Source organism: Paenarthrobacter sp. NPDC090522 (assembly GCF_044769225.1).
Classification (GTDB): domain Bacteria; phylum Actinomycetota; class Actinomycetes; order Actinomycetales; family Micrococcaceae; genus Arthrobacter.
The window spans coordinates 109,967-135,744 of sequence record NZ_JBIVXL010000007.1 but is presented as its reverse complement, the minus strand read 5'-3'; the positions used below and the strand labels follow the sequence as shown (position 1 = coordinate 135,744).

Sequence of the window (25,778 nt, the reverse complement as noted above, 5' to 3'; positions counted from 1 at the left end):
CTACCTGTCGAGCGCGGCGCGTACGCGGATCAGCGCGTTGACGGCGTGAACCACTCTTTCAGTTTGTCCATGAACGAGGGCAAGCGGCCGGCAAGTTCGTCGCCGTCCTGACTTTGTTCGCCGGCGTTGGCTTTCGTATGGCCGGTGCCTTGCTTTTTGTCCTGTGCGTCCTGCTCCGGTTTGGCCGGTTTGCTGGGCTTGACCGGACCGGGCTTGGTAGCCGGGTTGCTTGGCTTGGTCTCGGCGGGCTTGGCCGCCGGGCCCCGGGTCGCCTCGGTATTTGGGGCTGCCGGCTGGGCGGCTGGCGCTTGCGCCGCTGGGTCTGCTGCCGGAGTGCTTTGAGCTGAAATCACCGGGGCGGGCGCCGTTGTGGGCACCGGGTCTCCCGTGATCGCCGGAGCCGGAATCGCCGCCGGGTCCACCTGACGCCCCTCCTCAGTGGCCACCTTGGGGGCATCAGGGGTGGGCAGCGCCGTCGGACCGGCCGTTGCATGCGGTGCCAGGTTTCCGAACAGTTCGTCGATGAAGGCCGGATGCCGCGTGAACCCGGAGCTCGCCGCCGCCACCCCGCTGACGCCAAGTCCCATGGCAGCCGCCACTGCAACGCTGACGACGGCGGCACGGTGCTTGCGCTTCCAGCGCCGCTTGCTCAGTTCGTCGTGGGGACCGGCCAACATCGCTGCGAGTTCGGCGTTGGGGGTGGGAGCCGGAAGGCTGGCGTACGAGCCCACGGAAAGCAGTGTTGTCCGAAGATCGGAGTCGCCGTCCAGGTCGGCGTCAAGCAGGAGCTCGTCAACAAGAGCCCTGCGTTCCACATCCTTATATGTCATGACGACACGTATTCCTTTACCACCGAGTGCTCACGGAGCGTGATCAATGCCCGCCGTTGCAGCTGCTTAACTGCTCCGGCCGATTTCCCCATGATGTCGGCAACCTGTTCCACCGTCAGCCCCGCGACAATTCGGAGGGCAAGGACCTCCCGATGGTCCTCTCCCAAGCCGTCCAGAAGCTTCAGGACCTCGCCGGGGCCCAGCAGTTCCATGGCCGCCGATTCGGCAGACTCCGAAGCACGGGTGTCCCGGTCAGCCTCGAACTCGTGCTGCTCAGGAGCCCGGCTTTGCTTCCGATGCTCGTCAACCATGCGGGCGTGCGCCACCGAAAAGACGAAAGTCCGCAGCCCGCTGACGCCACCGCTGAGATCATCAAGCCTGGGCAGGACGGCCAGGAACACGTCCTGGGTGACGGCTTCGGGATCGGGTACACCCTTGGCCGTCAAGTAACCGAGGACCTGGCCCGCATAGGCTTGGTAAACGGCGCTGAACAGTTCCGCGTTATTGCCCTTCAGCGCGTGCAGCGCTTCATCGGTCAATGCGTCGGTCACAGAAGAGACTTTCGATCGGTGGCAGGTCCGCGGCTTACAGCCAAGCTGTGCGCCGTCGATGGGCGCACAACCTCACCTAGGTTATCTGTTCTGCCGGGCGGCCCAAAGGACACCCTGCATGTCTCCCGGAATCTCCGTTGAATCCGGAAACCGCCTCGAGACGAAAGAAGAGCCGAGCTGGAACATGATGGGGGACAAATTCCAGCTCGGCCCTTTCAAAGAGGTAATCGTTGGGGGACGCCAAAGGGTTACGCGGGGTACGAAGTTTTTGAAAAGTTTTTTGGCGGGCGTTTTGGTGGGCTTCTTTGGATGCCTCGGCTTGGCTGTTTGCGGTCCACGGCAGGGTTGTTTGCGGCCCGCGGCGGACCTGTTGGGTATGACTCAGGTGGGCCGGAAGGACCCTGTGGTTCCGATCGTCAGGTACTCCCTCTAGCGAGCCGTCGCCGATGCTGTTGCCCGCGGCCGGGCTTGCTTCCCAAACCTGGCTTCGGGTCGGCTTCCCGGGTCTCCCGCCACAAGGTTCCCGTCGACCAGCAGCCCTCCCGGGTCTCCCGCCCTAAGGTTCCCGTCGACCAGCAGCCCTCCCGGGTCTCCCGCCACAAGGTTCCCGTCGACCAGCAGCCCTCCCGGGTCTCCCGCCACAACGGACCCATTAACAGGTGACCCGTCAGCGTGTTCAGCGGCTGGGTCGCCGGTTCCGGGGAGTGGTGGGGCTGTGGATTGGTAGCGGTGTCCGGTGGGGGTCCTGACCTCCAGACTTCGTGGTCCCTGATCGCTTGGGTTGGTGTTCCAGCCGGGGTTTTCTTTGGTGTGGTTGCAGGCTTCGCACAGCCCTGCGCCGTTGGCCAGGGTGGTCTTTCCACCGGAGTGCCAGGCCAGGACGTGGTCGTAGTGGCGGATGGGCGCGTCGCAGTAAGGTGTGCGGCACGTGTCATCACGGGTCTGGATGAACCTGCGCATCCCCTGCGGGAACAACCTGGCCTTGGAATCAGTGGCCAGCAGCTCATTGGTTCCCGGCGCCGTGTACAGCCGCCGGATCCAGACATCGAAATCCTCGTGAAGGCCTGGGGCATCACCGGCGCCCGGGCCGTCCACGGTTGTTTCCACACCAAGCCCGGCAAACCCGGGTGGCCAGTTGCCGGCCCCTTGCCCGGCACCGGCTGCTTCCCGGCAGTCGCCTACAGTCCTACCGCCGACCGCTTCCCGTCCGGCAAACCCGGCTGACCCGGATGGCCCGGGAGGCCTTTCGGGACCATTGCCGGCCTCCCGCCCGGCACGTGTTGCCGGGTCGCCGCCCGCCACTTGACGGGCGGGTGTGGCCGGGTCGTTGTCGGGGCCGTTCTTGATCAACTCCCGCGCCCAGCCGGCCGGGACGATGCCGTAGCCCTTCAACCTCGCCGGTTCACTATCACCCTGCAACAACGTCCGATCCGTCATCACCACTTCCACGTGCACCCCCGCGACACCACCCGGGGTCCCGGTCAACCGCTCCACCAAAGTATCGGCCATCACCTGCCCCTTGGACCGCGCATCACCGGCAGAGCGGGCCGTCCCCGCGGCCCGGGTCAGCGCCGCGTACGCAGCCACCCCCTGAGCCACCGGCAACAGTGCGGTCAGGTACGTCATCGTGTCCGGCGCAGGACGCAACCCCACGTTCCGCTCATTCACCGCATACGCCGCCCGCCGGGTCACCGAGGCCGGATCCCGCCGATACGACGCAGCCTTCACCGCAGCCACAATCGCCCGGTCACCCCGCCCGTCGAACGTGCCCGTATCCGCGGCCAACTCCTCATCCACCGCGCACCGGTCCTCCACCGACAAACACGCCGTTTCCCGCACCAACAACGTCGCCCGCCACTCATTCAACCGCCCCGTCTCCAACGCAGCCAACGTCCGCGGCATCTCCGTCACGAGTGCTTTCGCCAACCCCAACAACCGGGCCCCCTTGTTCGGGGACTCACGCCGCGCCAACGCCACCTGCGCCCCCACACCCCTACCCCGCTCCGAGGCCGGAACCCCCGCCGCGGCCTGCTCCCGGCGCTGGGCCAGATCAAACGCCACAGCCACCCTCGCCTGCGCCGCCGACACCGCCGACTTCACATCCTCCAAACCCCGCAACTGATCAACCAACGCCCCGCTGTCGCCCGCGGGCTCAAGCGCACCAACAACTGCGATCAAATCCGCAATCGACCAGCCCGCCGCCAAGGAGCGTTCCACACACACATGACCGAAGGCAGCAGCAACCCCGGCAGCGCCACCAACACCACCACCCAACTGCCCCGAAAACCCGTCCATACCCCCACTCTTCCAGCCCAGAAACACCGGAATAAGACCCCGACAGGCCTATGTGGACAGCCGCAAAAGCTCCCCCAGCACTGTTCCTCCACAGCACGGAGTCTTTGAGAGCTCCACTACTCCGGCGCGTCCGTCGGGGCTTCGTAGCCTTCGGGGATCCTAGGAGGCGAAGCGTCCAGCGCGCCAGTGTAGACGCGCGCCGAGGCCGCCAGCAATTCTCTTTCCAAGACCTCCAATGCCTCGGGAAAGCCGGCAAGCTCTATCGTGCCTAGAGTCGTCTTCAACCGGACGCAGCGAACGTAGGGCCCGAGGTACCTGACATCCGGCAAAGGAGGGGAGCCGGCCACGGAGCCCACCTGAACCTCCGAAACCAGGAAGGTGATGAGCCCGTTGTCGGGCGGCCGAAAAGGACTGTTCCGAACAAAGTCCACACTGGGCGGCCGGAACGAAACGAAGCCGCGCTCCCACCCCCGCCAGAGGCCAATTCGGGAACTCTCACCGTGCCGGATCCAGCATTCAAGGCGGCCACGGTGCCGCCACTTGGTGAATCGTCGCCGCGTCAGTAGACCGTCGATCCACGGATGCAGTGTAAAGAAGCCCGCAAGAATTGCTGCGGAGATGGCCGCGGTTGCGGGGTTCCCCCCGAACAGGATCCACAGCAGGAGAAAACCAACAAACTGTATGAGAAACGACACGGATGCCTTGAGATTACGCATCCAAAAAGCGTCAGACTTGGCCACGCCACACCCCATTCCATCGGGTTAAGCGAGCCCACGCCACGTGGCCCCTCACTCCGGCGCGTCCGTCGGGGCTTCGTAGCCTTCGGGGATCCTAGGAGGCGAAGCGTCCAGCGCGCCAGTGTAGACGCGCGCCGAGGCCAACACTGCCCCGGGACCGGAGAGAAATACTCGCAGCCCAATGGCCGTAGTGACCGGAACCTGGTGGAGCCGACGGTTCCCGACCGTGAGCCCGGTGGCGATTTCGCCGCCGTCGTGAGTACCGCCGTCGTGCGTGACGCTGTGGTGGGTAATCCGCTGCCCGGAACCCAGGTCTTCCACCAACTCGACGTAGTTGAACGTGACCGGCGTCGGGAAGCGCATGGTCACAGAGCCGTCGTCGTGGTGTTCCAGCGCTGCTTCAACGGCGCCGGAAAGGCGTCGGTCCAGCTCGGCCTTCCATTCACGCAGCCGGGCCTGGTCCTCCACAGGGATGAGTCCGCGCGTGTCCGGCGGGAGGTTGAGCAGCAGGTTGGCTCCCATGCCAACTGATTGATGGTGGATGGCGAGAAGGTGTTCGGTGGATTTGGGCTCGTCGTCGGGATGCCAGAACCAGCCGCGCCGGAGGGAAACGTCGCACTCCGGCGGAAGGTAGCGGGCAGTGAGAGTTGAACTCGACTCGGTGTATTGGCTGTCAAGGGTCTGATCCACCACGTACTGCACGGGATCCGCAGCCAGCCCGTTCTCGTTGCCCACCCAGCGGATGGTCGGTTGGCCCATGTTGAACACCATGGCGTCGGGCTGGTGGAGACTCGCAACGGCCATGATGCGATCCCAGTCGTAGGACCGGCCCACTGAGCCGGCGCCGTCGAACCAGAGTTCCATGAGCGGTCCGTACCCTGTGCACAACTCGGTGAGCTGCTGGGTGTAGAAGGAGTCGTAGGCCTCCGGATCGTCGTAGCAAGCAGCATTCCGGTCCCAGGGCGAGAGGTACACACCGAAGCCCAAACCGGCAGCAGCACAGGCGTCGGCAACGGAACGCACTACATCGCCGGATCCCCCGCGCCATGGCGAGGCGGCGACGGAGTAGTCCGTGGTCGAGGTAGGCCACAGGCAGAAACCGTCGTGGTGCTTCGCGGTGAGAATCAGGTACCTGGCACCCGCGTCCTTGGCCACGCGGACCCAGCTTCCGGCGTCGAAATCCACAGGGTTGAAGAGAGAAGGAGAAACAGTGCCGTCACTCCATTCCTTGCCCGCGAAAGTGTTGATGCCGAAGTGGATGAAGATGCCGAACTCGAGTTGCTGCCAGCGCAGCTGCGCGGGGCTAGCCTTCATCAGCAGTCAAGGAGGCACCTTCTTCGGTGGCCTTCTCTTTGTAGGACGCCGAGACCCGCCGGTAAACGGGCGTGAGGAAGGCCAGCGCGGCGGCAAGAATCATGATGATGCCGGCCACCAGGAACACCAAAGCTATTCCGCGCGACGTACCCTCGCCCAGAAGCGGTTCCAGCTGCGCAGCGCCTGATTCGGACCGCGCATAGGGAATGATCCAGAACTGGGCAATGGGGGCAATCAGGAAGGCCGTGATCGGCGCTGCCGCTGACTCGAAGGCCATGGCGAACCCGAACACCCTCCCTTGTCGGGGCAACGGAACCACTTGCTGGATGACGGTCTGCTCGGCGGCTTCGACAATGGGCACGAGGGTCAGATAAAGCCAGATCCCAAGAATGTAGAGCCACGGCCACTCGCGGATGGTGAACAGCGCTCCCAGCACACCCATGACGGCCACGGCAATGAGCATGGTCCGCAAGGGATTGGCGCCCAAGCCGAACTTGCCCACCAAGGCACCGCCAATGATGAACCCCGTTGCCGCCACCGCAAAGAACGTCCCCCACAACTCCACGGGGAACATTTCCAGGCCGTACGGATCCATCAGGGCCATGTAGACCCCGCCCACAAAGTTGTTGAACGTGGAGAAGATGATGAGCGCGAACAACCCCGAAATAGCCACTACGGCAGCGTAGGAACCGCGGAGGTCAAAGCTGCCTTTGGCATCGGTGACGGCCGGTTGCAGTTCTTCGGGCATTCGCAACGTGAGGAGATGTACATACGCCAGCGCAGTGAGGACCAAGGCGATCACGATGGTCCAGCCCATGCCCACCAGCCCCACGGACAGGCCGGACAGCACCGACGTGACGATGAACATGAGCCCCTGCACCATGCCAACCAGGCCGTTGGCGTTGGCCCGGCGGTCCGGCTCGATGAGGATGGTCACGGTGGTGGAGAGGGCGATATTTCGCATGTTCTCCACCACGGCACCCACCAGGATGATCAGCGTGAAGGCCCAGAACCAAGGCTGGCCGAGGTCAAGCAAGGATGCAGTGGGAACCAGGAGGAAGACCACCCCGGAGATCGCAAACATCACCAGTGTGAAGGCTGCCGCGAACCGCATCACGGCGAGCTTGCGGTAGCGGTCCACGAACGTCCCGAAGCTGATGCTGGAAACGGCGATCAACAACATGTACGCCCCACCAACCACGCCGGTGGCGATGACGTTGCGGGTCTCCAAGTACACCCAAAACGTCAGGGCAAACCAGAGGTAGCTGGTGGTGATGTTGGCCGCGGCCGTGTTGACCAGGATGCCCATGAAGGTGCGGGATCGCTGGGCCGGGCTACGCAGGGAGAGGTCAACGTTGGCTGTCTGCTCGGTCATTCGTTCCGGCCCCTATGCATGCGAGTGTCCCCCTGGGTGAAAAGCGCGGCATATCCAGCATTGACCGCTCGTCCCGGACGGGTCAAGCCTTTCAGCAAGCGGGTCAAGGGTTTTCCCAGCCATGGCCTGACGCACGATGGAGGCGTAGGCTGGACCCTTCAGTAAGCCACCTGATTATCCGAGTTCCAAGGAGTGATGATGACCCTTCCTCCACAGCACGAACCCGATCCGTTCCCGCCCGAGCCCGGGCCTACGCAGCCACCCACCGAACCGGGGCCTGTACAGCCGCCGCCGGATCCGACGCAACCGTTCCCACCGCCATCGCCCGGCCCGAATCCGGAGCCAGGACCGCTGCCGATTCCGGATCCCGGCCCGGCAACTCCTCCTCCACACCCGGACCCGACCTTCGGAGACCCGCTGCCCGAGTGAGGCGGCGCAAGTGAAGTGCGGCGCACCTGAAGCGCGGCGCGCCTGAAGTGAAGTACGACGGCGGCCGGTCGCCTCACGCGACCAGCCGCCGTCGGGCTTTGATCAAGGGTGGTCGGGGGCCTAAGCCTTCGACGGCACCGCTACGGAGGCACGTTCCACGGCCGGGCACTCGATCTGCAACGCCGTATCGGCGGGCGCTTGGTCCAGGCCGAGCAGGAGACGCACTCCTGCGGCCCCCAATTCGTAGTGCGGCAAGGAAACCGTGGACAGGGGCGGGCGCAGGTGTGCTGCGATGACTTCCTGGTTGTCGAAGCCCACCACGGCAATGTCATCCGGGATGGATAGTCCGTTTTCGCGGAGGCCGTCGTAGAGCCCCATGGCCATCCGGTCGTTGTAGCAATACACGGCCGTGATGTCGTGCTTCAGCAGTTCCTTGGTGGCACCGTAGCCGCCTTCCTGGTCCGGAAAAGCTTCCAGCACCAAGTCCGGGTCAAAGGCTATGCCTGCTGCTTCAAGTGCTTCCTTGTATCCCTCAAGCCTGCCGTCCCGGGCAGGCGCCGGGGTGGTGGCGTTGATGAAGGCAATGCGCCGGTGGCCACCGCGGATCAGGATGTCCGTAGCCGATTGGCCGCCCTGGGCTTCGTTCGGTACCACAGCACGGGCCGAGGTTTCAGGGGAAAAGCAGTTGACCAGCACAAAGTCGGCCTCACGCAGGGTTTCCGGAATGTCCGTGGTCCGGTGGAACCACGTTGAATACAGGATCCCGCGGACCTTGTACTCGAGCATCATGTTGATCGCGTCGTTTTCCAGGTCCAGGTTGCCCTCGGTGTTGGCGATCAGCAGGGCGTACCCGTGCTTCCAGGCCTCGTCCTGGGCTCCGTGGATGATCTGGCCGGCGAAGGGCGTGGTGGCAACGCCGTCTGCCACGAGCCCGATGAACTTGGAGGTGCCGCTGACCAGGGTCTTGGCCATGGCGTTGGGGCGGTAGCCGAGTTGCTGGATGGCGGCCTTGACGCGTTGGCGGGTCTCGTCCGCGATCCGTGCGTTCTTCTTTTTGTTGATGACCAGCGAAACCGTGGCCGTGGAAACGCCGGCCGCTTCGGCTACTTCGCGGAGGGTCACCGGATGTGCGCGGCTTGTTCCGACAGGAGCGTCGGGGGTCGCCGGCGTGCCTGGATCTTTCTCCTGCGAAATCATCTGCCCTCCATCAGGAGTATATCCATCAGCCGGGGCGGTCATCCCTTGCTCGCCCCGCTCTCCAAGCCCTGGATCATGGCCTTGTTCAGGACAAGGAACACCAGGAGCAGCGGCGTGATGGTCACGCAGACGGCGGCGAACGTGGCGGTCCAGTCAACCTTGCCCATGGCGCCGATGTAGTTCTGCAGGCCCAGCGGGATGGTCTTGAGCTCCTCGGACAGGACGAACGTGTTGGCAAAAATGAAGTCGTTCCAAATGAAGATGCTGTTGACCAGCACCACGGTGACCACAGTGTTCAGTGACAGCGGCAACGTGATGAGGCCGAAGATCCGGTACGGTCCGGCGCCGTCCAAGGATGCTGCCTCGTACGTCTCCCGCGGGATGTATTCGAAGAAGGAGGAGAACAGGTAGATGGACATGGGCAGCGCGAAGCCGGCCAGCGGGATGATCATCGATTGGTACGTGTCCAGCAGGTTCACCGCGGAGTAGTCGATGAACAGTGGGACCAGCGCGATCTGGACGGGCACGATGATTCCGATCAGGAACAGTCCACGCACGAACTTGCTCAGCCGGAAACCGAGGACCTGGATGGCGTACGCGGCCATCATGCCGAACAGGACGATCAGCACGTTGGCGCCCATGGTGACGATGAAGCTGTTGAGGATGTTCCGGCCCAGGTCCCCTGTTTCGAAAGCCCGCGCATAGTTGTCCCAGGTCCAGGCACCGGGAAGAGCGAACGGGTCTCCTGTGGCAAAGTCGTGCTCGGTCCGGAGGCTGGTGAGGAAGAGCCATGCCAGGGGGTAGACCTGGACGATCACGATCAGGGAGATCAGGACCCTGGAAAGAGTGCGGTACACGTTGGGCTTCCGGCGGCGGCGCTTGATGACGGGCACCGGGGGCCGGATGGGGGTCCGCGGTGTGGCAGGTGCTGTTTGGGCGATCATGAGTCAGCCTTCCGCTTGAGCATGAACAGGATGAGGCCGACGGCGACGAGGCACTCGATCACGATGAAGACGGAGATGGTGCTGGCATAGCCGAAATCGGTGCTCGTGAAGGCCGTTTTGTACATATAGGTGGTGAGCAATTCGGAGGATTGGCCGGGGCCACCGTTGGTCATGAGGTACGGGATATCAAAGCCGCGCAGGCCGTAGGTAGTGGCCATGATGGTGGTGGTGATCCAGACCGGGCGGATATAGGGGAAACGGATCTTGGTGAAGAGTGTCCATTTGGAGGCGCCATCCAGGACCGCGGCTTCCTCGAGTTCCTTGGGGACGGCGATCAGGGCCGCGTAGATGATCAGCATGTAGAGGCCGGTGAACCTCCAGCCTTCCGGCGCGGAAACGGCCGCCAGCACAGTGTTCACGTCGGAGAGCCAAGCGCGTTCCAAGGAACCGAGTCCGATCCAGTGCAGCAGCTGGTTAAGCAGTCCCACGGGATCTATTGAGTAGATCCGGACAAAGAGGAACGCGATGGCCACGGTGGAGATCACCGCCGGCAGCAGGTAGAGGGTCTTGATGAGTTCCCGGCCCCGGGTCAGCGACGTCAACAGGCTGGCCACCACCAGGGCTCCACCGAGCTGCAGCACCAGGCAGATGGCCAGGTAGATGAGCGCGTTGGCGAAGGAACGCCAGAAGATATCGTCGCCGGTGAGCATCCGGACGTAGTTGGCGAGGCCGACGAACTCCATGTCGCTGATGCCGTTCCAGGAGAAGAAACTCAGGAACAAGGACTGAAGTATCGGGAACAGCACTGCGGCGCCGTACAGGAAAAGTGGCGGGAGCAGGAAGACCAGGACGGATGTCTTTGATCTGTTGGGTAGCATTTCTGGGCCTTTCGGGCGGGGGACCTGCCGATCCCCCGCCGCTGGGATCTACGTGACGAACCGCTTATTTGAAGAACTTGGGTGCGTTCTGCTTGATGGTGTCGTCCATGGTGCTGGTGAACTGCTCAGGAGTGATGTTGCCCTGGACCAGGAGGACGAGTTCCTGCTGGAGCCGGCCGTTGGTGGTGGGGTCCAGCTGGGTGTCCCACGGCATGGCCTGCTTGGAACCGAGGTTGTTGGCTGCGTCCAAGGCCTTCTTGTACAGCGGGGTGGCGTTGGCCGGAACGGCGGTCTGCACGTTGGTGGTGGGCGAGAGTGCTCCCGTTGCCGCATACTCGCTGGGGTACTTCTGCAGCGCGAACTTCAGGAAGTCGCTCACCAGGGGATCGTAGGTTTTGGCGTTGACGGCCATGCCAATGCCCGACGGCGAAACGAACTCGTTCGCGGCCGTCACCGAATTCGCTGTGGTTGGCAGGGTGAAGAAATCCACGTCATCCCGGACAGCCGGATTCAGTTTGTCCGTGGCCAGGCTGGGCAGCTCCCACGTGCCGATGTTGTACATGGCTGCCTGCCCCGAGGTGAATTGGTTCTGCGCGTCCGAGTAGCCCTGGGCAGAGAAGCCGTCCTGGAAGCACTTGGCCTTGCCGAGTTCGGCCATCCAGTTCACGGTCTTCTGTCCGGCGGCGTCCGTGAACTTCGCTTCGCCCTTCTTCAGTTTCTGCACGAAATCCGGTCCGGCCTCACGGAAGGGCTGGTAGGCAACGTAGCGTTCCAGCGGCCACTGGTCCTGGCCGTCGATGGCGATCGGCGTGATGCCGGCCGACCGCAGGGCCGTGCACATGGCCGGAATGTCGTCGAGCGACTTCGGCACGGACACGCCTGCCTTCTCCAGCAGCGCCTTGTTGTACCAGACGAATTCCAGCTCGAACTGGAACGGGATCATGTAGAGGGAGCCGTCATCGAAGCGTTGGTAGTCCAAGGCACCGGGGCGATAGTCGTCGTACAGCCCCAGGGACTTGAGCAGCTTGTCCGCGTCCAGCATCTTGCCCTGCTTGGCCAATTGCTGGGCGAACGGCGTGGCGTCGGTATCGAACAGTTCCGGCAGCTTGTTGGCCGCGGCCAGGGTTTCGAGCTTCTGGATGTAGGACGGGCGATCCGGGGTGGTGATGAGGTTCAGCGAGAACCCGGGGTGGTCCTTGGCGTAGTCATCGGCCAGTTTCTTCATGATGTTGATGACGGCGCCGTCGGCGGGCCTGGACAGCAGCCAGGAAATCTCGCGGGGCTTGATCTCACCAGTTGGATTGACGTCGGCTGGGCTGCTGGCGTTTCCGCCGCCACCACAGGCCGTCAGGGCCAGGGCTGCTGCCGCGGCAACCGCAGCGACTCGTAATAGCTTCTTCATGGGGGCAATCTCCCTTGATTGTTCTGGAGGTTGGGGTGGGGATGGTGTTTCAGTTGTCGATGCGTTGACGGATATCGAGTTCAGTGACGACGGCGGATCCCTCACCGGCGAACAGACCGATGCGCCCCGTCGGGCGGTCATAGAGCCTTGCGCTCAGCGCAACCTGGCGGTCGACGACGGCGACGCACAAGTCGCCGTCGACGATGACCTCAAGCGTGTGCTCGCCCGGGGCGAGGGTGCAGGGGCGCTCCAGTTCGACGTCGTAGGGGACGTCGCCCGAGACGTGCCACTGCGCGTCGCCGGTAACCTCGCGGGGCCAGCGGTCGAAGACCAATCGGTTGCGCTTGGGTTCCAGGCGCAGGACGTAAGACTCGTCGCCGTCGTGGTTTGCGCGAAGCAGGAGCCCGCATTCGGTGGTGTTCGGCGCGATCTCGAAGACGGCTTTCGCGTAGAACTGGCTGGGCAGCTCTTCATCAGAGAGGATGGCTGCGTAGCTGTCAGGGACGTCCAGCGCGGCCGGGATTTGGCTGGAGAGCGAGACCGGCACCTCCTCCCAGAAGCTGTCCACGAGCTCGTCGGCGAAACCGAATCCCAGGGTGCCATCCGGGTTTTGCCGGGCTTCGAGGACGGACATGGTGCCCGCCCACTGCCAGGCGCCGTCGTCGGAATTTCCTTCCTTGCTGGCGATCCAGCCGAAGAAGAAACGGCGGTCCTCGCGGCCTGCGGACTTGGAGGCGTAGAAGGCGCGGCCGTCGATGCTGTCCAGTTCCGGCACTGTCCACGGGCCGTCCGGGCTCTTGGCCATGCGGTACCGCGTGGTGAAGGTCTCGGAGAATTCGGAATAGACCATGTACCACCACTCGCCCCACTGGAAGACGTCGGGGCATTCATGGGTGATGTACCGGCGCGGGTCCCAGAACGGTTCCGTGTAGTCCCAGGTCACGAGGTCGGTGGAAACGCACTGGGCGATGACACCCCGACGACGGTCGGGTCCGGCCGCATGGCGGGCGGCGATCAGCATGCGCCACTGGGACGTGGCCTCATCGCGGAACACGAAAGGGTCGCGCCAGTCGCCGGTCTCGTAGCCTTCGGGTGCGCCGAAAGTGTGCTCCGGGTGCTTGGTCCAGCTCTGCATGCCGTCGCGGCTGATGGCGTGCATGACCAACTGGAGGGGCGCACCGTCCGCACCCAGGTTGCCCGGGTTCTGGCCTGTGTAGAACAGGTGGTGGGTGCCGTCGTCGTCGGTCACCACGCTGCCGGTGTAGGCGTTGAAGTCCGCATCGTCCTCGCTGCCGTGCGGCAAGGCGACTCCGTGGTACTCGAACTGGGTGAGGTCCTTGGTGGTCACGAGGTTCCAGGACGTACCTGGTTTGGGGTCGGTGCGTACGTCGTGGAGGTAGAAGAGCCAGAACTCCCCGTCCTTCTCGAAGGGGATGAGGTCCCCAACCCAGCCATCGCTGGGTTGGAAGAAGACTGAGCGTTTCATCTGCGCTGATGTCCATTCTGCTAAAGCGTTTGATCACCATGAAGTTAGCTCTTGGGTTGGTGATGGTCAAGCGTTTTAGCAAAAGTTATTTTGCCCCGCTAAAAAGCTTGACCAATTCATTCCTTGCCAGCTAGGGTCCTTGCTACCGATGGCACACCCACGCCCCTCGACGCCGAGCGGGCGGAGTGGGTTACAGCCACCGGACGAAGTAACTCCAGCCCCTTTGATGGCGCACTTTGGCGTGCCCGGACGCATCTCCGTGTCCGTACTGCCATCGCGTTCTCAACCAATGAATGCTTGAGAGGAAACCGCTTCATGACGCTCGAATTCTCCCGACGGATAGTCCTGCAAGGCACCGGAGCCGGAGCTTTGGCTCTCTTCATGGGAGGCGCCGCGGCCGGCGCAGCCCAGGCAGTGCCGTCCTTGCGCTCGGTCTACCACATGACGCCACCGACAGGATGGTTGTGCGATCCGCAAAGGCCCGTCTACACCAACGGCGCCTACCAGCTCTACTACCTGCACTCCGGCATCAACAACGGCCAAGGCGGCTGGGACCACGCCACCACCACGGACGGGGTGTCCTTCACCCACCACGGAGCCGTGTTGCCGCTCCAGCCGAACTTCCCGGTGTGGTCGGGCTCCGGCGTGGTGGACACGGCCAACACGGCAGGCTTTGGTGCGGGAGCCGTCGTCGTACTTGCTACCAAGCCAACCGACGGCATCCGCAAGTATCAGGAGCAATACCTGTATTGGTCCACGGACGGCGGGTACACCTTCACTCCCCTGCCGGATCCGGTGATCGTGAACACGGACGGGCGGACGGCCACTACCCAGGCCGAGATCGAGAACGCCGAGTGGTTCCGCGACCCCAAGATCCACTGGGATGCAGCGCGCGGTGAGTGGGTGTGCGTGATCGGGCGGGCCAGGTACGCAGCTTTCTATACGTCTGCGAACCTGCGTGACTGGCAATGGAAGTCCAACTTCGACTATCCCAACCACGCGCTCGGGGGGATCGAGTGTCCGGACCTGTTCGAGATGACGGCCGGCGACGGCACGCGGCATTGGGTGTTCGCAGCGAGCATGGATGCCTACAGTATCGGGCTCCCGATGACCTATGCGTACTGGACAGGCACCTGGAACGGCACGTCCTTCGTGGCCGACAACCTCACCCCGCAATGGCTCGATTGGGGATGGGACTGGTACGCGGCTGTGACGTGGCCGTCCGTGGACGCCCCCGAAACCAAACGGCTGGCCACGGCATGGATGAACAACTGGAAGTACGCCGCCCGCGATGTTCCAACGGATCCGTCGGACAGCTACAACGGGCAGAACTCGATCACCCGGGAGCTCACTTTGGAGCGCCGGGGCGGCGGTTGGTATTCGCTGCTCAGCAGACCAGTGGCCGCCCTGTCCGGGTACGTCACCGCCACCACCACCCTCCCCAACCAGACCGTGAACGGCAGTTTCGTCCTGCCGTGGAGCGGGCGGGCCTATGAGTTGGAACTCGACATTGCCTGGGACGCGGCGGCGAATGTGGGAGTATCCGTGGGGCGCTCAGCGGATGGTTCCCGCCACACGAACATTGGCAAATACGGTGGAGACCTCTACGTGGACCGGGCTCCCTCCGACCTGGCCGGCTACTCCCTGGTGCCGTATACGCGCGCGGCCGCACCGATCGATGCCAACGCCCGATCCGTGCACCTTCGCATCTTCGTGGACACGCAAAGCGTGGAGGTCTTCATCAACTCCGGGCACACTGTGGTTTCGCAGCAGGTCCACTTTGCAGAGGGCGATACGGGGATCTCTTTGTACTCCGACGGCGGCCCCGCGACCTTCACGGGAATCATCATCCGCGAGTTCGGGAACGCGATCTAGCCGGCGGCCCGCTTGACCAACTCGATGATGCGGGCCTCCACCTCGGGAGTGATTTCCGTCAGCGCGAAGGACGTGGCCCACATGGCGCCATCATCGAGATTGGCATTCTCTTCGAAGCCAAGGGTGCAGTAGCGTGCCTTGAACTTGTGCGAGCCCTGGAAGAAGACGATGTTCTTGCCACCCCTGGCGTAGGCCGGCATCCCGTACCAGGTCTTGGGCGACAGGTCCGGCGCATGCTCCTTGACGATCGCGTGGATGCGCTCGGCCATGGCCTGATCGGCAGGGGGCATCTCCGCGATCTTCGCAAGGACATCGGCCTCACCGTTGGCTTTGGCGCCTCCTTTGGCTCGCGAAGACTTCTTGAGTTCCTGCGCACGTTCCTTCATGGCGGCGCGTTCGTCCTCAGTGAAGCCGTCGTAGGACTTGGATTTGTCTGCGGTTCCGGTCTCAGCCACGGCAGGGCCCTTCTCTCAGTGTTGAATGCTGCTTGTCATCCAACGCTAGAGCGGGTGACCCTGCCGCGGCTTCTCCGAAACTGCTCGATCAGGACCGCGGCCCTTTCACCAGCTCCGGCGCTTCGCGGACCGGCGCTGCCGCGTCGCGGACCTTCTTGCCGCGGGCGTAGCCCACGAGTCCCAAGGCCAGGATGCATGCGAGCGTACCCAGGGCAAAGGCTTCGAAGGCGATCTGGGAAACGCCCCAGGTCCCCTCGAAGTCGTACTGGAGCCCGAACAGTACATCCAGAGTCCCCGGGAAGATCGCCACCCACGAACCAACTAGGATCCACGCGAAGCAAATGATGCCGAGGAGGCGGAACCCTGCGTCGGAGACAGGGACCTTGAAAGGGCGGTCAACATCCGGATACTTGCTGCGCAACCTCACGGCCGCGGGAACCGCGAAGAGATAACTGAGCAGGAACGTCGAGATGGCGATGGAGAGCACTACCCCGAACAGTGCACTGCTGGTCCCCGTCAGCTGCATCGCGGCGAGCATGAACAGTGTGGCCACCACGCCCGAGAGCGTGTTGACGCGGATGGGCGTGCCCAGCTTGGGATGGAAGCGTCCAAAGAACCCGCCAAAGAACGAGCCATCGGCTGCGGCCATGGCCTGCATGCGGTCGCTGATGATCATCCAGGCCGCGCCCTGGGACACCAGGACAAAGCAGAACACGACGGCGGAAATGGCCAGCATGGCGTCTGCCGCCGGTCCAAACACGGCATACACAGTGGATACCGCACCGAACAGTCCGCCGATGCCCGTGATCTGGTCCAGCGGCACCACCAGGAGAATGGCCAGGACCGGCAGGAGGTAGCTTGCCGCAGCGATCATGGAGGAACGGGCTACCGAGATGGGCACGTCCTTGGCCGGGTTCTTCATCTCCCCGGCCGCACTGTTACCGGATTCGAATCCAAGGAAGGAGAAGAGCAGCAACGGCGTGACGCCGAGGAAGCCGGCCAACGTGGGAGAGAAGAAGCCGAGGTCCAGCCCATTGAAGCCGTGCTGCAGTCCGTAAACCAGGGTGACGATGATGAAGAAAGTCAGGAACAACACCTTGAGGATCGCCCCGAGCGACGGCAGCCATTTACCGTGTTTCAGGCTGATGATCGCAGACGTCACGGTGATCCAGATGAACACCAGCTTGAAAAGGTAGTCGCCCAGGCTGCCGGCTTCCACGTGGCCCACATACTCTGACCACGTTTCCACGGCCACGAACGCCATGGCCCCGCCCACCCATACCGGCTGAGTCACCCACGTGAAGAGTGAAGTGATGGCGGCAACCACGCGGCCGAAGGCCATTTTGGTCCAGACGTACACACCCCCTTCTTCGGTGAAGGCGCCGCCCGTCTCGGCGAAGATCAGCCCATACGGAACCATGAACGTGACGGCAAGGATGAGGGTCCAGGTGAAGGTCTCTCCGCCAAAGCCGGAAACCTGCCCCAGCACCTCCACGGAGATGACGGCCGCCACCACCAACAAGAGGATGTCGAAGCGGCCCAGGGATTTCTGCAGGTGGTTGCTTTGCTCTTGGGCTAATTGAGTTTGGGCAGTGCCCGTTGGGGCTGCTGATTGGTCCATGATTGGTCCTTTGCTACGGCTTAAGTCTGCTACCGGGAAAGAAAGAGTGGAAAGTACGCCCTTGTTCGATGTCGAAGAGGCGGGAGCGGAGCATCAATTTCATGGGACGGTGTCCCCAGAACGGTGGCAGGATGCTCGCAGATGCTGGCGGGCGTTCCCCAAGCCCCTCGACGCCCTGCCTGGTCTGCTGTCAGACCCAGCGTAAGCTTGTGAGCTACATCACGTAAACCATTGAATCTTGATGCACATCATCTGTTTTTTAGATGAACCTTCCCAAGATGAGGCTGATCAGCCGAACTGGATCCACGTAGTCTTTGGCGCCGTGTAGTTATCGAACGCATGCAACGAAAGGTCGCGGCCGAACCCGGACTGCTTGAAACCGCCAAAGGGCGTGGTGTTCCCCAGGGCGTCAACGGTGTTCACGGACACTGTTCCGGCCAACAATTCGCCGGCCACCCGATGGGCGCGGGAGAGGTCGGAGGTCCACACTGAGGCAGCCAAGCCATAGTCCGTGGCATTGGCCAGCTCTATCGCCTCTCCTTCGGTATCAAAGGGATGCAGCACAGCAACCGGGCCGAAAATTTCCTCGCGGTGAATCTCATGGGCGGCGCTGAGCCCGCCGAGCAGCGTCGGTTCGAGGTACGCGTCAGAGCCCCTGATCTCCCGGCGCTCGCCACCGAACAGCACCTCTCCTTCCTCGCTCCCACGCAGGATCCAGCGTTCGACGTCGTCGGTATGGGCGCTGCTGATCAGGGCACCATTGCCGTCCAGTCCCGCCAGCGGATCCGCCGGGCCGTAGCCGGCAGCGGCGTCGGCGAGCAGCGCCGCAAATTCATCATGGATGCTCCGCTGGACCAAAATGCGGGAGTTGGCCGAACATACCTGGCCCTGGTTATAGAAGGCGCCGAAGGCTGCCTTCGCCGCCGCTGCGGCGAGGTCAGCAGTGTCCGCGAAGATGAGATTGGAGCTCTTCCCACCTGCTTCAAGGCTGAGCCTCTTGAGGTTGCTTTTACCCGAGGCCTCCAAGAGGGTTCGGGAAACCGCAGTGGATCCGGTGAAGGCAAGGGCATCAACGTCCATGTGATGGGCAAGGGCAGCGCCCACTTCCCGCCCAGTGCCGGTGACGACGCTGAGGACACCGTCCGGAATCCCCGCCTCGGCCGCCAGATCCGCCACCCGCAGAACGCTGAGGGAAGTTTGTTCCGCGGGCTTCAGCACTACTGCGTTGCCGGAAGCGAGCGCCGGCGCCAACTTCCACATGGCGATTTCCAGCGGGAAGTTCCAAGGCACAATCGCTGCCACCACCCCCATCGGTTCGCGCGTCACCAAGGCAGTGGCGCCGGATGGCACGGCAGGGAGTTCTCCGCTTTGCTTGTCTGCGGCTTCGGCGTACCACCTCAGAGTGGAGATGGCTCCCGGCACGTCCACGGTGGTTGTTTGCAGGATCGGCTTCCCGCTGTCCAGGGTTTCCAGGAGCGCCAGTTCATCGGCGTGCTCTTCCATGAGCCGGGCGAGCGCCAGCAGCATGCCCTTTCGTTTTTCGGCCCCCAACCTGGACCACGCAGGGAATGATCGCCGGGCAGCAGCAACGGCCTGGTCCACCTCGTCGGATCCGCACGCGGCCAGTTCAGCCAGCACACGGCCATTGATGGGGCTGCTCGTGGGACGCACCCGGGCGCCCTTGGCGGCTGTCCGGCGGCCATCCATGAAGGCCCGGCCGTCAATGGCCAGGCCTTCCGCGCGGCGCCGCCAGTCGGAGGAAATCATGGTGGATGCGGTGTTCATAGGTGGGCTCCTTTGAAGTGGTCTGTCAGTGGTGGGTCAGGTGGTGACTGCTCGACGGCGGTGCAGGCCCCGGCGCGCCAGGCGCAGGGCGGCGGAAGCGCCGATGAGGCAGAGCAGTTCAACGGCAATGAGCGCCAGCATGGTGACGCCGTGGGCGGAAGGGAGCGCGGCGTCCACACGGCCATGGTGGCCGCCGGCGCCCGGTGCCACCAAAAGGACCAAGTGGACGAGCACCATGGCGGCGCCCATGACCAGCAAGTGCCCGGCGGCCCGGCCAGCGGCTTGGTCAGCAGGGAGCGGAACCGTTCTCCCGGCCCTCCCTGCCCACAGCCGCCCCGGCAGCATCGGGCCCAGGCAGGCCAGGCAGGCAATCCCCATGCCGGCCATCCACCATGCCATCGCTCCCGCCGGGCCGAGCGCGGCGGCCACCACGTGGGCCGCGGCACTGCCTGCAGCGGCGGTGCCGACGATGCCCGCCGGGGCGCACCCGGGGAGGAGGCGGGTTCTCTGGTCCATGGTTCTCCTGGCTCTGCGGCGCATTGGGGTCTGGGACTTTACGCCGGGCTTGTGAGGTGGGTAACATCAAAGCGTTGGTTGAACAGTTGTACCATCAAAATTCGACTTCAGGAAGTGTCATGACCCTTCACACCATCCCTTTGGCACCCCTCGGACAAGGCTCCGGGGCACAGCACCCGCTGGAACAGCTCACCGCGGAGGAGATCCAGCGGGCCCGCCACATCCTGTCCGACGCCGGCCTCGTCGCCGACACCACGCGCTTTGCCTACCTCGGGTTGATCGAACCTCCCAAGGCGGCCCTTCGCGAAGGCGCCCCAGGCACCGATCGTCTGGTCCGCGCAATGCTGTGGGACGCCGCCACATCGACGTCCCGTGACGTCCGTGTGTCCCTGACCGCCGGCCAAGTGCTGTCACAGCGCGACCTTGATCCCGCCGTCGACGGTCAACTGCCCGTCCTGTTGGAAGAATTCGAGCTCATCGAGGACATCCTGGCCGTGGACCCGCAGTGGAATGACGCCCTGGCGAGCCGGGACCTGACTCCGCAGCAGGTGCGCGTGGCACCGCTCTCGGCCGGAGTCTTCGAGTATGAGAACGAGGAAGGCAAGCGGCTCCTCCGTGGTCTCGGATTCCGTCAGGACCACCCTGCCGACCACCCCTGGGCGCACCCGATTGATGGCCTGGTGGCGTTCGTCGACGTGGAGAAGCGCCGCGTGGACCATTTGATCGACGACGGCCCGGTGCCGGTCCCGGACGTCAACGGCAACTACACCGAGCCCGCCATCCAGGGTGAACTTCGCACGGACCTCAAACCGATCGAGATCACCCAGCCGGAAGGCCCCAGCTTCACGGTGGAAGGGAACCACCTCTCGTGGGCCGGCTGGGACCTGCGCGTAGGCTTCGATGCCCGTGAAGGGGTGGTCCTGCACCAACTCCACCACACGCACCAAGGCCGCCGGCGACCCATCATCCACCGGGCCTCCATCTCCGAGATGGTGGTCCCCTACGGCGATCCTTCCCCCTACAGGAGCTGGCAGAACTACTTCGATTCCGGCGAATACCTCGTGGGCCGGGACGCCAATTCACTCAAGCTCGGCTGCGATTGCCTGGGCGACATCACCTACATGTCCCCCGTGGTTGCGGACGACTTCGGTAACCCACGGACCATCCACAACGGCATCTGCATCCACGAGGAAGACGCCGGCATCCTCTGGAAGCACACTGATGAGTGGGCCGGTTCAAACGAGGTTCGCCGCAACCGCCGCCTGGTGGTGTCCTTCTTCACCACTGTGGGCAACTACGACTACGGCTTCTACTGGTACCTCTACTTGGACGGCACCATCGAATTCGAGGCCAAAGCCACCGGGATAGTCTTCACAGCCGCCCTTCCGGACAAGGGTTACGCCTACGCTTCGGAGATCGCCCCGGGACTCGGCGCCCCGTATCACCAGCACCTTTTCAGCGCCCGCCTGGACATGGACGTCGACGGCGGCGCCAACCGGGTAGAGGAACTGGACCTCGTACGGCTTCCCAAAGGACCGGGGAACCCGCACGGCAACGCCTTCACGCAGAAGCGGACCATGCTGGCGCGCGAATCCGAGGCTGTCCGCGACGCGGACGGAACCAAGGGCAGGGTCTGGCACATCAGCAACCCGGACTCCCTGAACCACCTTGGCCACCCCGTGGGCTACACGCTCTATCCGGAAGGGAACCCCACGCTGGCCATGGCGGATGATTCGTCCATCGCGTCCAGGGCAGCCTTCGCCCGCCACCACCTCTGGGTCACCCGCCACGACCAGGCCGAGCTGTACGCTGCCGGCGACTTCGTCAACCAGCACCCCGGCGGCGCCGGCCTCCCCGCGTATATCGCCCAGGACCGGGACATCGATGGACAGGACATCGTGGTGTGGCACTCGTTCGGTCTCACGCACTTCCCCCGCCCCGAAGACTGGCCCATCATGCCCGTCGACACCACCGGGTTCACCCTCAAGCCGCACGGCTTCTTCGACCAGAACCCCACGCTGAACGTGCCGTCTTCCGCGGCGGCCCACTGCGGCACCGCCGTCGGGCAGTCCGAGCCAGGCCACTGCGCGCACTGAAGCTGACCGCACCAAGCACCCACTCACCGCCGCGGGACGCGCAGCCGCTCCCGCGGTGGTAGGGTGCACACGGTCCCGGCACTGAAACCCTGAACCCCTGAAGGAGCAGCATGCCCCGCTTGGTCGATCATGATGAACGGCGTCGCTCCATCATCGAAACCACGTGGCGGCTGATCGCAGACGAAGGCATCGAGAACGCCAGCATGCGGGACATCGCCCGGGAGTGCGGCTACGCCGCGCCGGGCGTCCTGGCCCACTACTTCCCGAACAAGGACGCGCTCCTGCTGGCTTCCTATCAACTGATTTGTGAGCGCACCAACGAACGGATCGCTGCGGGGACAGACGGTAAACGTGGGCTGCCTGCTTTGCGGAGACTTTGCCTGGAGATCATCCCTGCCGACCCGATCACCGTGGTGGAAGCGCGCGTGGCCGTATCTTTTTGGCAGCGCGCCCAGACGGAGAACGCGCTGCGCGCCGTGGGGCGCGAAGCGTTGCTTCATTGGCGTGGCCTGATACTGGATTTCCTTGCCCAGGCAGAGTACGACGGCGGGTGCGCGCCTTTGGTGGACCCGGACGCGGTTGCCGATGAGCTGCTGAACATCATGATGGGCCTTCACGTCACATCGATGCTGGACCCCGACGCCGTATCCGGGTCCAGGCAACGGCACCTGATGGAGCGTGCACTGGCGAGGCTTGCCTAGCCCTGGTTCCGCGCCTCCGGGACCTTGGCCGCAGCTATCTGATGCCGAACAGCCTGCGCGACGGCACGGACGCGCGCCGTCGGGCGATGCGACTTCAGGTGGGCCAGGACGGTTTTCAGTTCCGGAACGTCGTCTCGGATTTCGACGGCGGCCAGCTTGCCGCCGTCGTACGTCAAGTGGTGCTGGGGGCGCTGGTGGAGGATTGAATACCCCAAACCCCTGGCCACGAACGTCCGGACCGTTTCGTAGCTGGCCGAGCGGAACCTGACCTCCGGCTCCCGTCCGCCAAGCCGGGCAATGGCGAGCATGAGATCCCGGGTGTGGGGCATGTCCAGCAGGACGATCGACTCTTCGGCGAGCGCGGACAACTGGACCTTCTTGGAGCGTGCCAGCTTGTGGTCCGGCGGCAGCGCCACGTAGGGCCGGACGGTATCCACCACCGAGCGCGAGAGGGCTTCCGGAAGGTCAAGGTCGTAACACAGTGCCAGGTCGGCCTGCCCTGTGAGCAGCGCACTGATGCACCCCGGGGTGTCCGTTTCGATCACCGCAACTTCCAGGGACGGATGGTCCTCCCGGAGCTTGGTGAGCACGCCCGGCAGCAGGAACGGGGCCAACGTGCTGAAGCAGGCAATCCGGATGCGTCCGGTGACGCTTTGGTGTTCACCGCGGGCGTGGTCGATGCTTTCCTCCACTTGCGCAAGGATTGCCTGGGCATCGCGCACGAATAACTCCCCCGCAGGGGTCAGTACCAGTCCCTTGGAGCGCTGCCTGATAAAAAACTGCGTTCCCACGTGGCGTTCCAACTGCGCGATCGCTGCCGACACGGCCGACTGGGCCACGTTGAGCCGGAGGGCCGCGCCCGTCATGGACAGTTGGGCGGCGGCCTCAACAAAATATCGCAATTGCGTCAGGGTGACATCCATGGCAAGAGACTACCTTGCTTCATCAGAAATACCGATGAAATCGTTCGGAAAGAACTGTTGGACAGATTTGATGGGTCGCAGGAAGCTGAAGGATACGACCACCCGTCACCTACAGGACCGAAAGGCAGTTCACGTGAAGCACCAGCGCATTCGCACCTTCAATACCAAGGACACCTACCCCGAGCAGAACCTCGACAACGACCTTTGCCAGGCAGTGGTCGCCAATGGCGTGGTCTACCTCAGGGGCCAGATCGGCCAGGACCTGGACACCCGCGAATCAGTGGGGATCGGCGACGTCGAGGCGCAAACCGAGAAAGCCATGGCCAACATCGACATGCTTCTCAAGGAGGCGGGCAGCAGCCTGGAGGACATCGTGAAGGTCACGGTCTACCTCATTGACCCGCGCTACCGCGAGACGGTCTACCGGACCATGGGGCGCTGGTTGAAGGGCGTGTTCCCGGTCTCCACCGGCATTGTGGTGCAGGCCCTCGCACGCCCGGAATGGCTCGTTGAAATCGATGCAACTGCAGTGCTCTCCGCGGAGGGCCAACAGTGACCTTCAGTATTGCCGCCACCGACGGGCAGGGCAGGTTCGGCTTGGCGGTTTCCTCCTCCTCCCCTGCCGTTGCAGCGCGCTGCGCCCATTTGCGGGATGGCGTGGGGGCTGTCAGCTCGCAAAACATCACCGATCCGCGCCTGGGCCTTGCGCTTCTCGACCGGCTGCAGGCCGGCCGCTCTGCGCAAGAGGCGATTGACGCCGTCGTCCATGCAACCCCGAATGTGGACTACCGGCAACTGGTGGTCCTCGACGCCCGTGGCGGAGCTGCCGTGTTCAGCGGCAAGCACACCCTGGGTGTCTTCGGCGAAGGACGCGGGCCTTCCAGCGTTTCCGCGGGAAACATGCTTGCGGACCCGGCGGTTGCCCAGTCGCTGTGCGATGCGTTTGAAGCCTCCACCGGGGAGCTCGAACGGCGGCTGCTCGGTGCGCTCGAAGCCGCAGAAGCCGCCGGCGGGGAGGTTGGACCGGTACGGTCTGCTGGGATCTCGGTGGTGTCCGGCCACGGCTGGCGTGACACAGACCTCCGGGTCGATTGGCACGATGATCCCATTGCGGAACTTGGGCGCCTCCTGGAGGTATGGCTGCCACAACGGCAGGACTACGTGGTGCGTGGGCTCGATCCCGCGGCCTCGGTGGGTTACGGGGTGCCTGGCGATGACCGCTGACACCACGCCCATGGCGCCAGCGGTGCGGCGCGCTCACGTCCTGGAATTGGTGGCTTCCCAGCAAGCCGCCTTGGTGCGGCTCTCGGAGACGCTCCATGCCAACCCGGAACTTGGCTGGCAGGAACACCGCGCCGCCGAGTGGACGGCCGAATTCCTTGAACGGCAGGGTTTTGAGGTGGAGCGCGGTTATCTGGGATTCCCGACGGCGGTCCGGGCGGTTTTCGGTTCCGGCTCGCGCCGGGTGGGACTCATGGCGGAATACGACGCCCTGCCCGGGCTGGGCCATGCCTGCGGCCACAACATCATCACCGCCATCTCGTGTGGCGCGGCTGTTGCACTGTCCCGGTTCGCGGACGAGCAGGACCTCACTGTGGAGGTGTACGGCACGCCCGCTGAAGAAGGCGGGGGCGGAAAGATCGAGTTGCTCAAGAAGGGCGCCTTTGCCAGCCTGGACCTGGCCATGATGGCCCATCCCAGCCCCGTGGATTCCGCGGAGGCCCGGCCCTTTGCCGTTGCCCACAGCCACGTGGAATACCGTGGGAAGTCCGCCCACGCGGCGGCCTACCCGGACCAGGGCGTCAACGCCAACGATGCTTTCGTCGTGGCCCAGGTGGCCTTGGGCCTCCTGCGCCAGCAACTGCCCGCAGGAACCAGAGTGCACGGCATCCAAACGCGCGGTGGCGAAGCTCCCAATGCGATTCCTGAGAAGACCGAAGGGCGCTGGTACGTGAGGGCGGAATCATTGGCCCAGCTCGAACAGCTCGAAGAGCGGGTCAACCGGTGCTTCGAAGCCGGTGCCCTTGCCGCCGGTTGCGAGCTTGAGATCACGCCGGAATCGGAACCCTATTCGGAGTTCCGCACCGAGCGGCGTGCACTCGAGCTGTACGTCAAGCACGCGGAGTCCTTGGGTCGGGACTTCAACGTTCCTCCGGAGCAGGCCACCATGAACCGGGCCTCGACCGACATGGGCAACGTTTCCCAGATTGTTCCCGCCATCCACCCTTACATCGGACTGGGCTGCTTTCCCGCCGCCAACCACCAGCCGGAGTTCGCCGCGCACTGCATCGGCGATGCCGCCAACCAAGCCATCCACGACGGTGCCGCAGCCTTGGCGCTCACGGCACTGGACTACCTGGCGGAGTAG

Annotated in this window: 22 protein-coding genes; 6 read left to right on the top strand and 16 right to left on the bottom strand. The window is 64.0% G+C overall.

The window, feature by feature from the left end; all coding sequences use genetic code 11:
* Positions 1 to 29: 29 nt before the first annotated feature.
* The 11 genes from ACIQT2_RS11000 to ACIQT2_RS10950 form a co-directional block, all read right to left on the bottom strand.
* Positions 30 to 830, bottom strand: coding sequence for a hypothetical protein (locus ACIQT2_RS11000; RefSeq protein WP_402946271.1), 801 nt, complete (start codon positions 828 to 830; stop codon positions 30 to 32).
* Positions 827 to 1,381 (bottom strand): RNA polymerase sigma factor, encoded by a 555-nt coding sequence (locus ACIQT2_RS10995; RefSeq protein ID WP_402946269.1) that lies wholly within the window; start codon positions 1,379 to 1,381, stop codon positions 827 to 829. The genes ACIQT2_RS11000 and ACIQT2_RS10995 overlap by 4 nt, the downstream gene beginning before the upstream one ends.
* Before the next feature lie 429 nt (positions 1,382 to 1,810).
* Positions 1,811 to 3,676 (bottom strand): HNH endonuclease, encoded by a 1,866-nt coding sequence (locus tag ACIQT2_RS10990; protein ID WP_402946267.1) that lies wholly within the window; start codon positions 3,674 to 3,676, stop codon positions 1,811 to 1,813.
* A gap of 116 nt (positions 3,677 to 3,792) precedes the next feature.
* Positions 3,793 to 4,416: a hypothetical protein gene (locus ACIQT2_RS10985; RefSeq protein ID WP_402946265.1), complete on the bottom strand. Its 624-nt coding sequence runs from the start codon at positions 4,414 to 4,416 to the stop codon at positions 3,793 to 3,795.
* Positions 4,417 to 4,464: 48 nt separating this feature from the next.
* The gene (locus ACIQT2_RS10980; RefSeq protein ID WP_402946263.1) at positions 4,465 to 5,727 is read right to left on the bottom strand and encodes an alpha-L-fucosidase; all 1,263 of its coding nucleotides are present in this window, start codon (positions 5,725 to 5,727) and stop codon (positions 4,465 to 4,467) included.
* Positions 5,717 to 7,102, bottom strand: a complete 1,386-nt coding sequence (locus tag ACIQT2_RS10975; RefSeq protein ID WP_402946261.1) for an MFS transporter — start codon at positions 7,100 to 7,102, stop codon at positions 5,717 to 5,719. Before ACIQT2_RS10975 ends, ACIQT2_RS10980 begins: the two co-directional genes overlap by 11 nt.
* 549 nt (positions 7,103 to 7,651) lie before the next feature.
* On the bottom strand, positions 7,652 to 8,728 hold the full coding sequence (locus ACIQT2_RS10970; protein WP_402946259.1) for a LacI family DNA-binding transcriptional regulator: 1,077 nt from the start codon (positions 8,726 to 8,728) through the stop codon (positions 7,652 to 7,654).
* Positions 8,729 to 8,766: 38 nt separating this feature from the next.
* Entirely contained in the window at positions 8,767 to 9,672 is a 906-nt protein-coding gene (locus ACIQT2_RS10965) for a carbohydrate ABC transporter permease (protein WP_402946257.1), read from the bottom strand.
* A complete protein-coding gene (locus ACIQT2_RS10960; protein WP_402946255.1) occupies positions 9,669 to 10,550 on the bottom strand; it encodes a carbohydrate ABC transporter permease in 882 nt (293 codons plus the stop codon). Before ACIQT2_RS10960 ends, ACIQT2_RS10965 begins: the two co-directional genes overlap by 4 nt.
* 64 nt (positions 10,551 to 10,614) lie before the next feature.
* On the bottom strand, positions 10,615 to 11,952 hold the full coding sequence (locus ACIQT2_RS10955) for an ABC transporter substrate-binding protein (RefSeq protein ID WP_402946253.1): 1,338 nt from the start codon (positions 11,950 to 11,952) through the stop codon (positions 10,615 to 10,617).
* A 49-nt stretch (positions 11,953 to 12,001) separates the two neighbouring features.
* On the bottom strand, positions 12,002 to 13,438 hold the full coding sequence (locus ACIQT2_RS10950) for a GH32 C-terminal domain-containing protein (protein ID WP_402946252.1): 1,437 nt from the start codon (positions 13,436 to 13,438) through the stop codon (positions 12,002 to 12,004).
* 315 nt (positions 13,439 to 13,753) lie between these two features.
* On the opposite strand from ACIQT2_RS10950, the gene ACIQT2_RS10945 reads away from it, so the two are divergent.
* Complete coding sequence (locus ACIQT2_RS10945) at positions 13,754 to 15,313, top strand: glycoside hydrolase family 32 protein (protein WP_402946250.1); 1,560 nt, start codon at positions 13,754 to 13,756, stop codon at positions 15,311 to 15,313.
* On the opposite strand, the gene ACIQT2_RS10940 is transcribed toward ACIQT2_RS10945, so the two are convergent.
* The 4 genes from ACIQT2_RS10940 to ACIQT2_RS10925 all read right to left on the bottom strand — a co-directional run bounded on the left by ACIQT2_RS10940 (position 15,310) and on the right by ACIQT2_RS10925 (position 19,690).
* Positions 15,310 to 15,768: an iron chaperone gene (locus tag ACIQT2_RS10940; protein ID WP_402946248.1), complete on the bottom strand. Its 459-nt coding sequence runs from the start codon at positions 15,766 to 15,768 to the stop codon at positions 15,310 to 15,312. The two genes, ACIQT2_RS10945 and ACIQT2_RS10940, sit on opposite strands and share 4 nt — an antisense overlap.
* Before the next feature lie 88 nt (positions 15,769 to 15,856).
* Entirely contained in the window at positions 15,857 to 17,389 is a 1,533-nt protein-coding gene (locus tag ACIQT2_RS10935; protein ID WP_402946246.1) for an APC family permease, read from the bottom strand.
* 288 nt (positions 17,390 to 17,677) lie between these two features.
* Positions 17,678 to 19,174, bottom strand: coding sequence for an aldehyde dehydrogenase family protein (locus ACIQT2_RS10930; RefSeq protein WP_402946244.1), 1,497 nt, complete (start codon positions 19,172 to 19,174; stop codon positions 17,678 to 17,680).
* Positions 19,175 to 19,210: 36 nt separating this feature from the next.
* On the bottom strand, positions 19,211 to 19,690 hold the full coding sequence (locus ACIQT2_RS10925) for a hypothetical protein (RefSeq protein ID WP_402946242.1): 480 nt from the start codon (positions 19,688 to 19,690) through the stop codon (positions 19,211 to 19,213).
* A gap of 119 nt (positions 19,691 to 19,809) precedes the next feature.
* On the opposite strand from ACIQT2_RS10925, the gene ACIQT2_RS10920 reads away from it, so the two are divergent.
* Both ACIQT2_RS10920 and ACIQT2_RS10915 read left to right on the top strand, forming a co-directional pair.
* Positions 19,810 to 21,786: a primary-amine oxidase gene (locus ACIQT2_RS10920; protein WP_402946240.1), complete on the top strand. Its 1,977-nt coding sequence runs from the start codon at positions 19,810 to 19,812 to the stop codon at positions 21,784 to 21,786.
* 110 nt (positions 21,787 to 21,896) lie between these two features.
* The gene (locus tag ACIQT2_RS10915; protein WP_402946238.1) at positions 21,897 to 22,487 is read left to right on the top strand and encodes a TetR/AcrR family transcriptional regulator; all 591 of its coding nucleotides are present in this window, start codon (positions 21,897 to 21,899) and stop codon (positions 22,485 to 22,487) included.
* Here ACIQT2_RS10915 and ACIQT2_RS10910 read toward each other — a convergent pair.
* On the bottom strand, positions 22,484 to 23,410 hold the full coding sequence (locus tag ACIQT2_RS10910; protein WP_402946236.1) for a LysR substrate-binding domain-containing protein: 927 nt from the start codon (positions 23,408 to 23,410) through the stop codon (positions 22,484 to 22,486). The genes ACIQT2_RS10915 and ACIQT2_RS10910 overlap by 4 nt on opposite strands.
* Before the next feature lie 133 nt (positions 23,411 to 23,543).
* Here ACIQT2_RS10910 and ACIQT2_RS10905 point away from each other — a divergent pair, with 133 nt between their 5' ends.
* Genes ACIQT2_RS10905 through ACIQT2_RS10895 form a run of 3 tightly spaced genes read left to right on the top strand, consistent with a single transcriptional unit; the run spans position 23,544 to position 25,778 of the window.
* Entirely contained in the window at positions 23,544 to 23,966 is a 423-nt protein-coding gene (locus tag ACIQT2_RS10905) for a RidA family protein (protein WP_402946234.1), read from the top strand.
* Entirely contained in the window at positions 23,963 to 24,634 is a 672-nt protein-coding gene (locus ACIQT2_RS10900; protein ID WP_402946232.1) for a DUF1028 domain-containing protein, read from the top strand. Before ACIQT2_RS10905 ends, ACIQT2_RS10900 begins: the two co-directional genes overlap by 4 nt.
* On the top strand, positions 24,624 to 25,778 hold the full coding sequence (locus tag ACIQT2_RS10895; protein WP_402946230.1) for a M20 family metallopeptidase: 1,155 nt from the start codon (positions 24,624 to 24,626) through the stop codon (positions 25,776 to 25,778). The genes ACIQT2_RS10900 and ACIQT2_RS10895 overlap by 11 nt, the downstream gene beginning before the upstream one ends.

Bases quoted from the DNA above. Each gene is read 5' to 3' on its own strand.
- ACIQT2_RS10935 (WP_402946246.1), bottom strand. From the start codon at position 17,389: ATGGACCAATCAGCAGCCCCAACGGGCACTGCCCAAACTCAATTAGCC.
- ACIQT2_RS10990 (WP_402946267.1), bottom strand. From the start codon at position 3,676: ATGGACGGGTTTTCGGGGCAGTTGGGTGGTGGTGTTGGTGGCGCTGCC.
- ACIQT2_RS10915 (WP_402946238.1), top strand. From the start codon at position 21,897: ATGCCCCGCTTGGTCGATCATGATGAACGGCGTCGCTCCATCATCGAA.
- ACIQT2_RS10975 (WP_402946261.1), bottom strand. From the start codon at position 7,102: ATGACCGAGCAGACAGCCAACGTTGACCTCTCCCTGCGTAGCCCGGCC.
- ACIQT2_RS10945 (WP_402946250.1), top strand. From the start codon at position 13,754: ATGACGCTCGAATTCTCCCGACGGATAGTCCTGCAAGGCACCGGAGCC.
- ACIQT2_RS10950 (WP_402946252.1), bottom strand. From the start codon at position 13,438: ATGAAACGCTCAGTCTTCTTCCAACCCAGCGATGGCTGGGTTGGGGAC.
- ACIQT2_RS10930 (WP_402946244.1), bottom strand. From the start codon at position 19,174: ATGAACACCGCATCCACCATGATTTCCTCCGACTGGCGGCGCCGCGCG.
- ACIQT2_RS10965 (WP_402946257.1), bottom strand. From the start codon at position 9,672: ATGATCGCCCAAACAGCACCTGCCACACCGCGGACCCCCATCCGGCCC.
- ACIQT2_RS10895 (WP_402946230.1), top strand. From the start codon at position 24,624: ATGACCGCTGACACCACGCCCATGGCGCCAGCGGTGCGGCGCGCTCAC.
- ACIQT2_RS10960 (WP_402946255.1), bottom strand. From the start codon at position 10,550: ATGCTACCCAACAGATCAAAGACATCCGTCCTGGTCTTCCTGCTCCCG.
- ACIQT2_RS10910 (WP_402946236.1), bottom strand. From the start codon at position 23,410: ATGGATGTCACCCTGACGCAATTGCGATATTTTGTTGAGGCCGCCGCC.
- ACIQT2_RS10955 (WP_402946253.1), bottom strand. From the start codon at position 11,952: ATGAAGAAGCTATTACGAGTCGCTGCGGTTGCCGCGGCAGCAGCCCTG.
- ACIQT2_RS11000 (WP_402946271.1), bottom strand. From the start codon at position 830: ATGACATATAAGGATGTGGAACGCAGGGCTCTTGTTGACGAGCTCCTG.
- ACIQT2_RS10970 (WP_402946259.1), bottom strand. From the start codon at position 8,728: ATGATTTCGCAGGAGAAAGATCCAGGCACGCCGGCGACCCCCGACGCT.
- ACIQT2_RS10980 (WP_402946263.1), bottom strand. From the start codon at position 5,727: ATGAAGGCTAGCCCCGCGCAGCTGCGCTGGCAGCAACTCGAGTTCGGC.
- ACIQT2_RS10925 (WP_402946242.1), bottom strand. From the start codon at position 19,690: ATGGACCAGAGAACCCGCCTCCTCCCCGGGTGCGCCCCGGCGGGCATC.
- ACIQT2_RS10920 (WP_402946240.1), top strand. From the start codon at position 19,810: ATGACCCTTCACACCATCCCTTTGGCACCCCTCGGACAAGGCTCCGGG.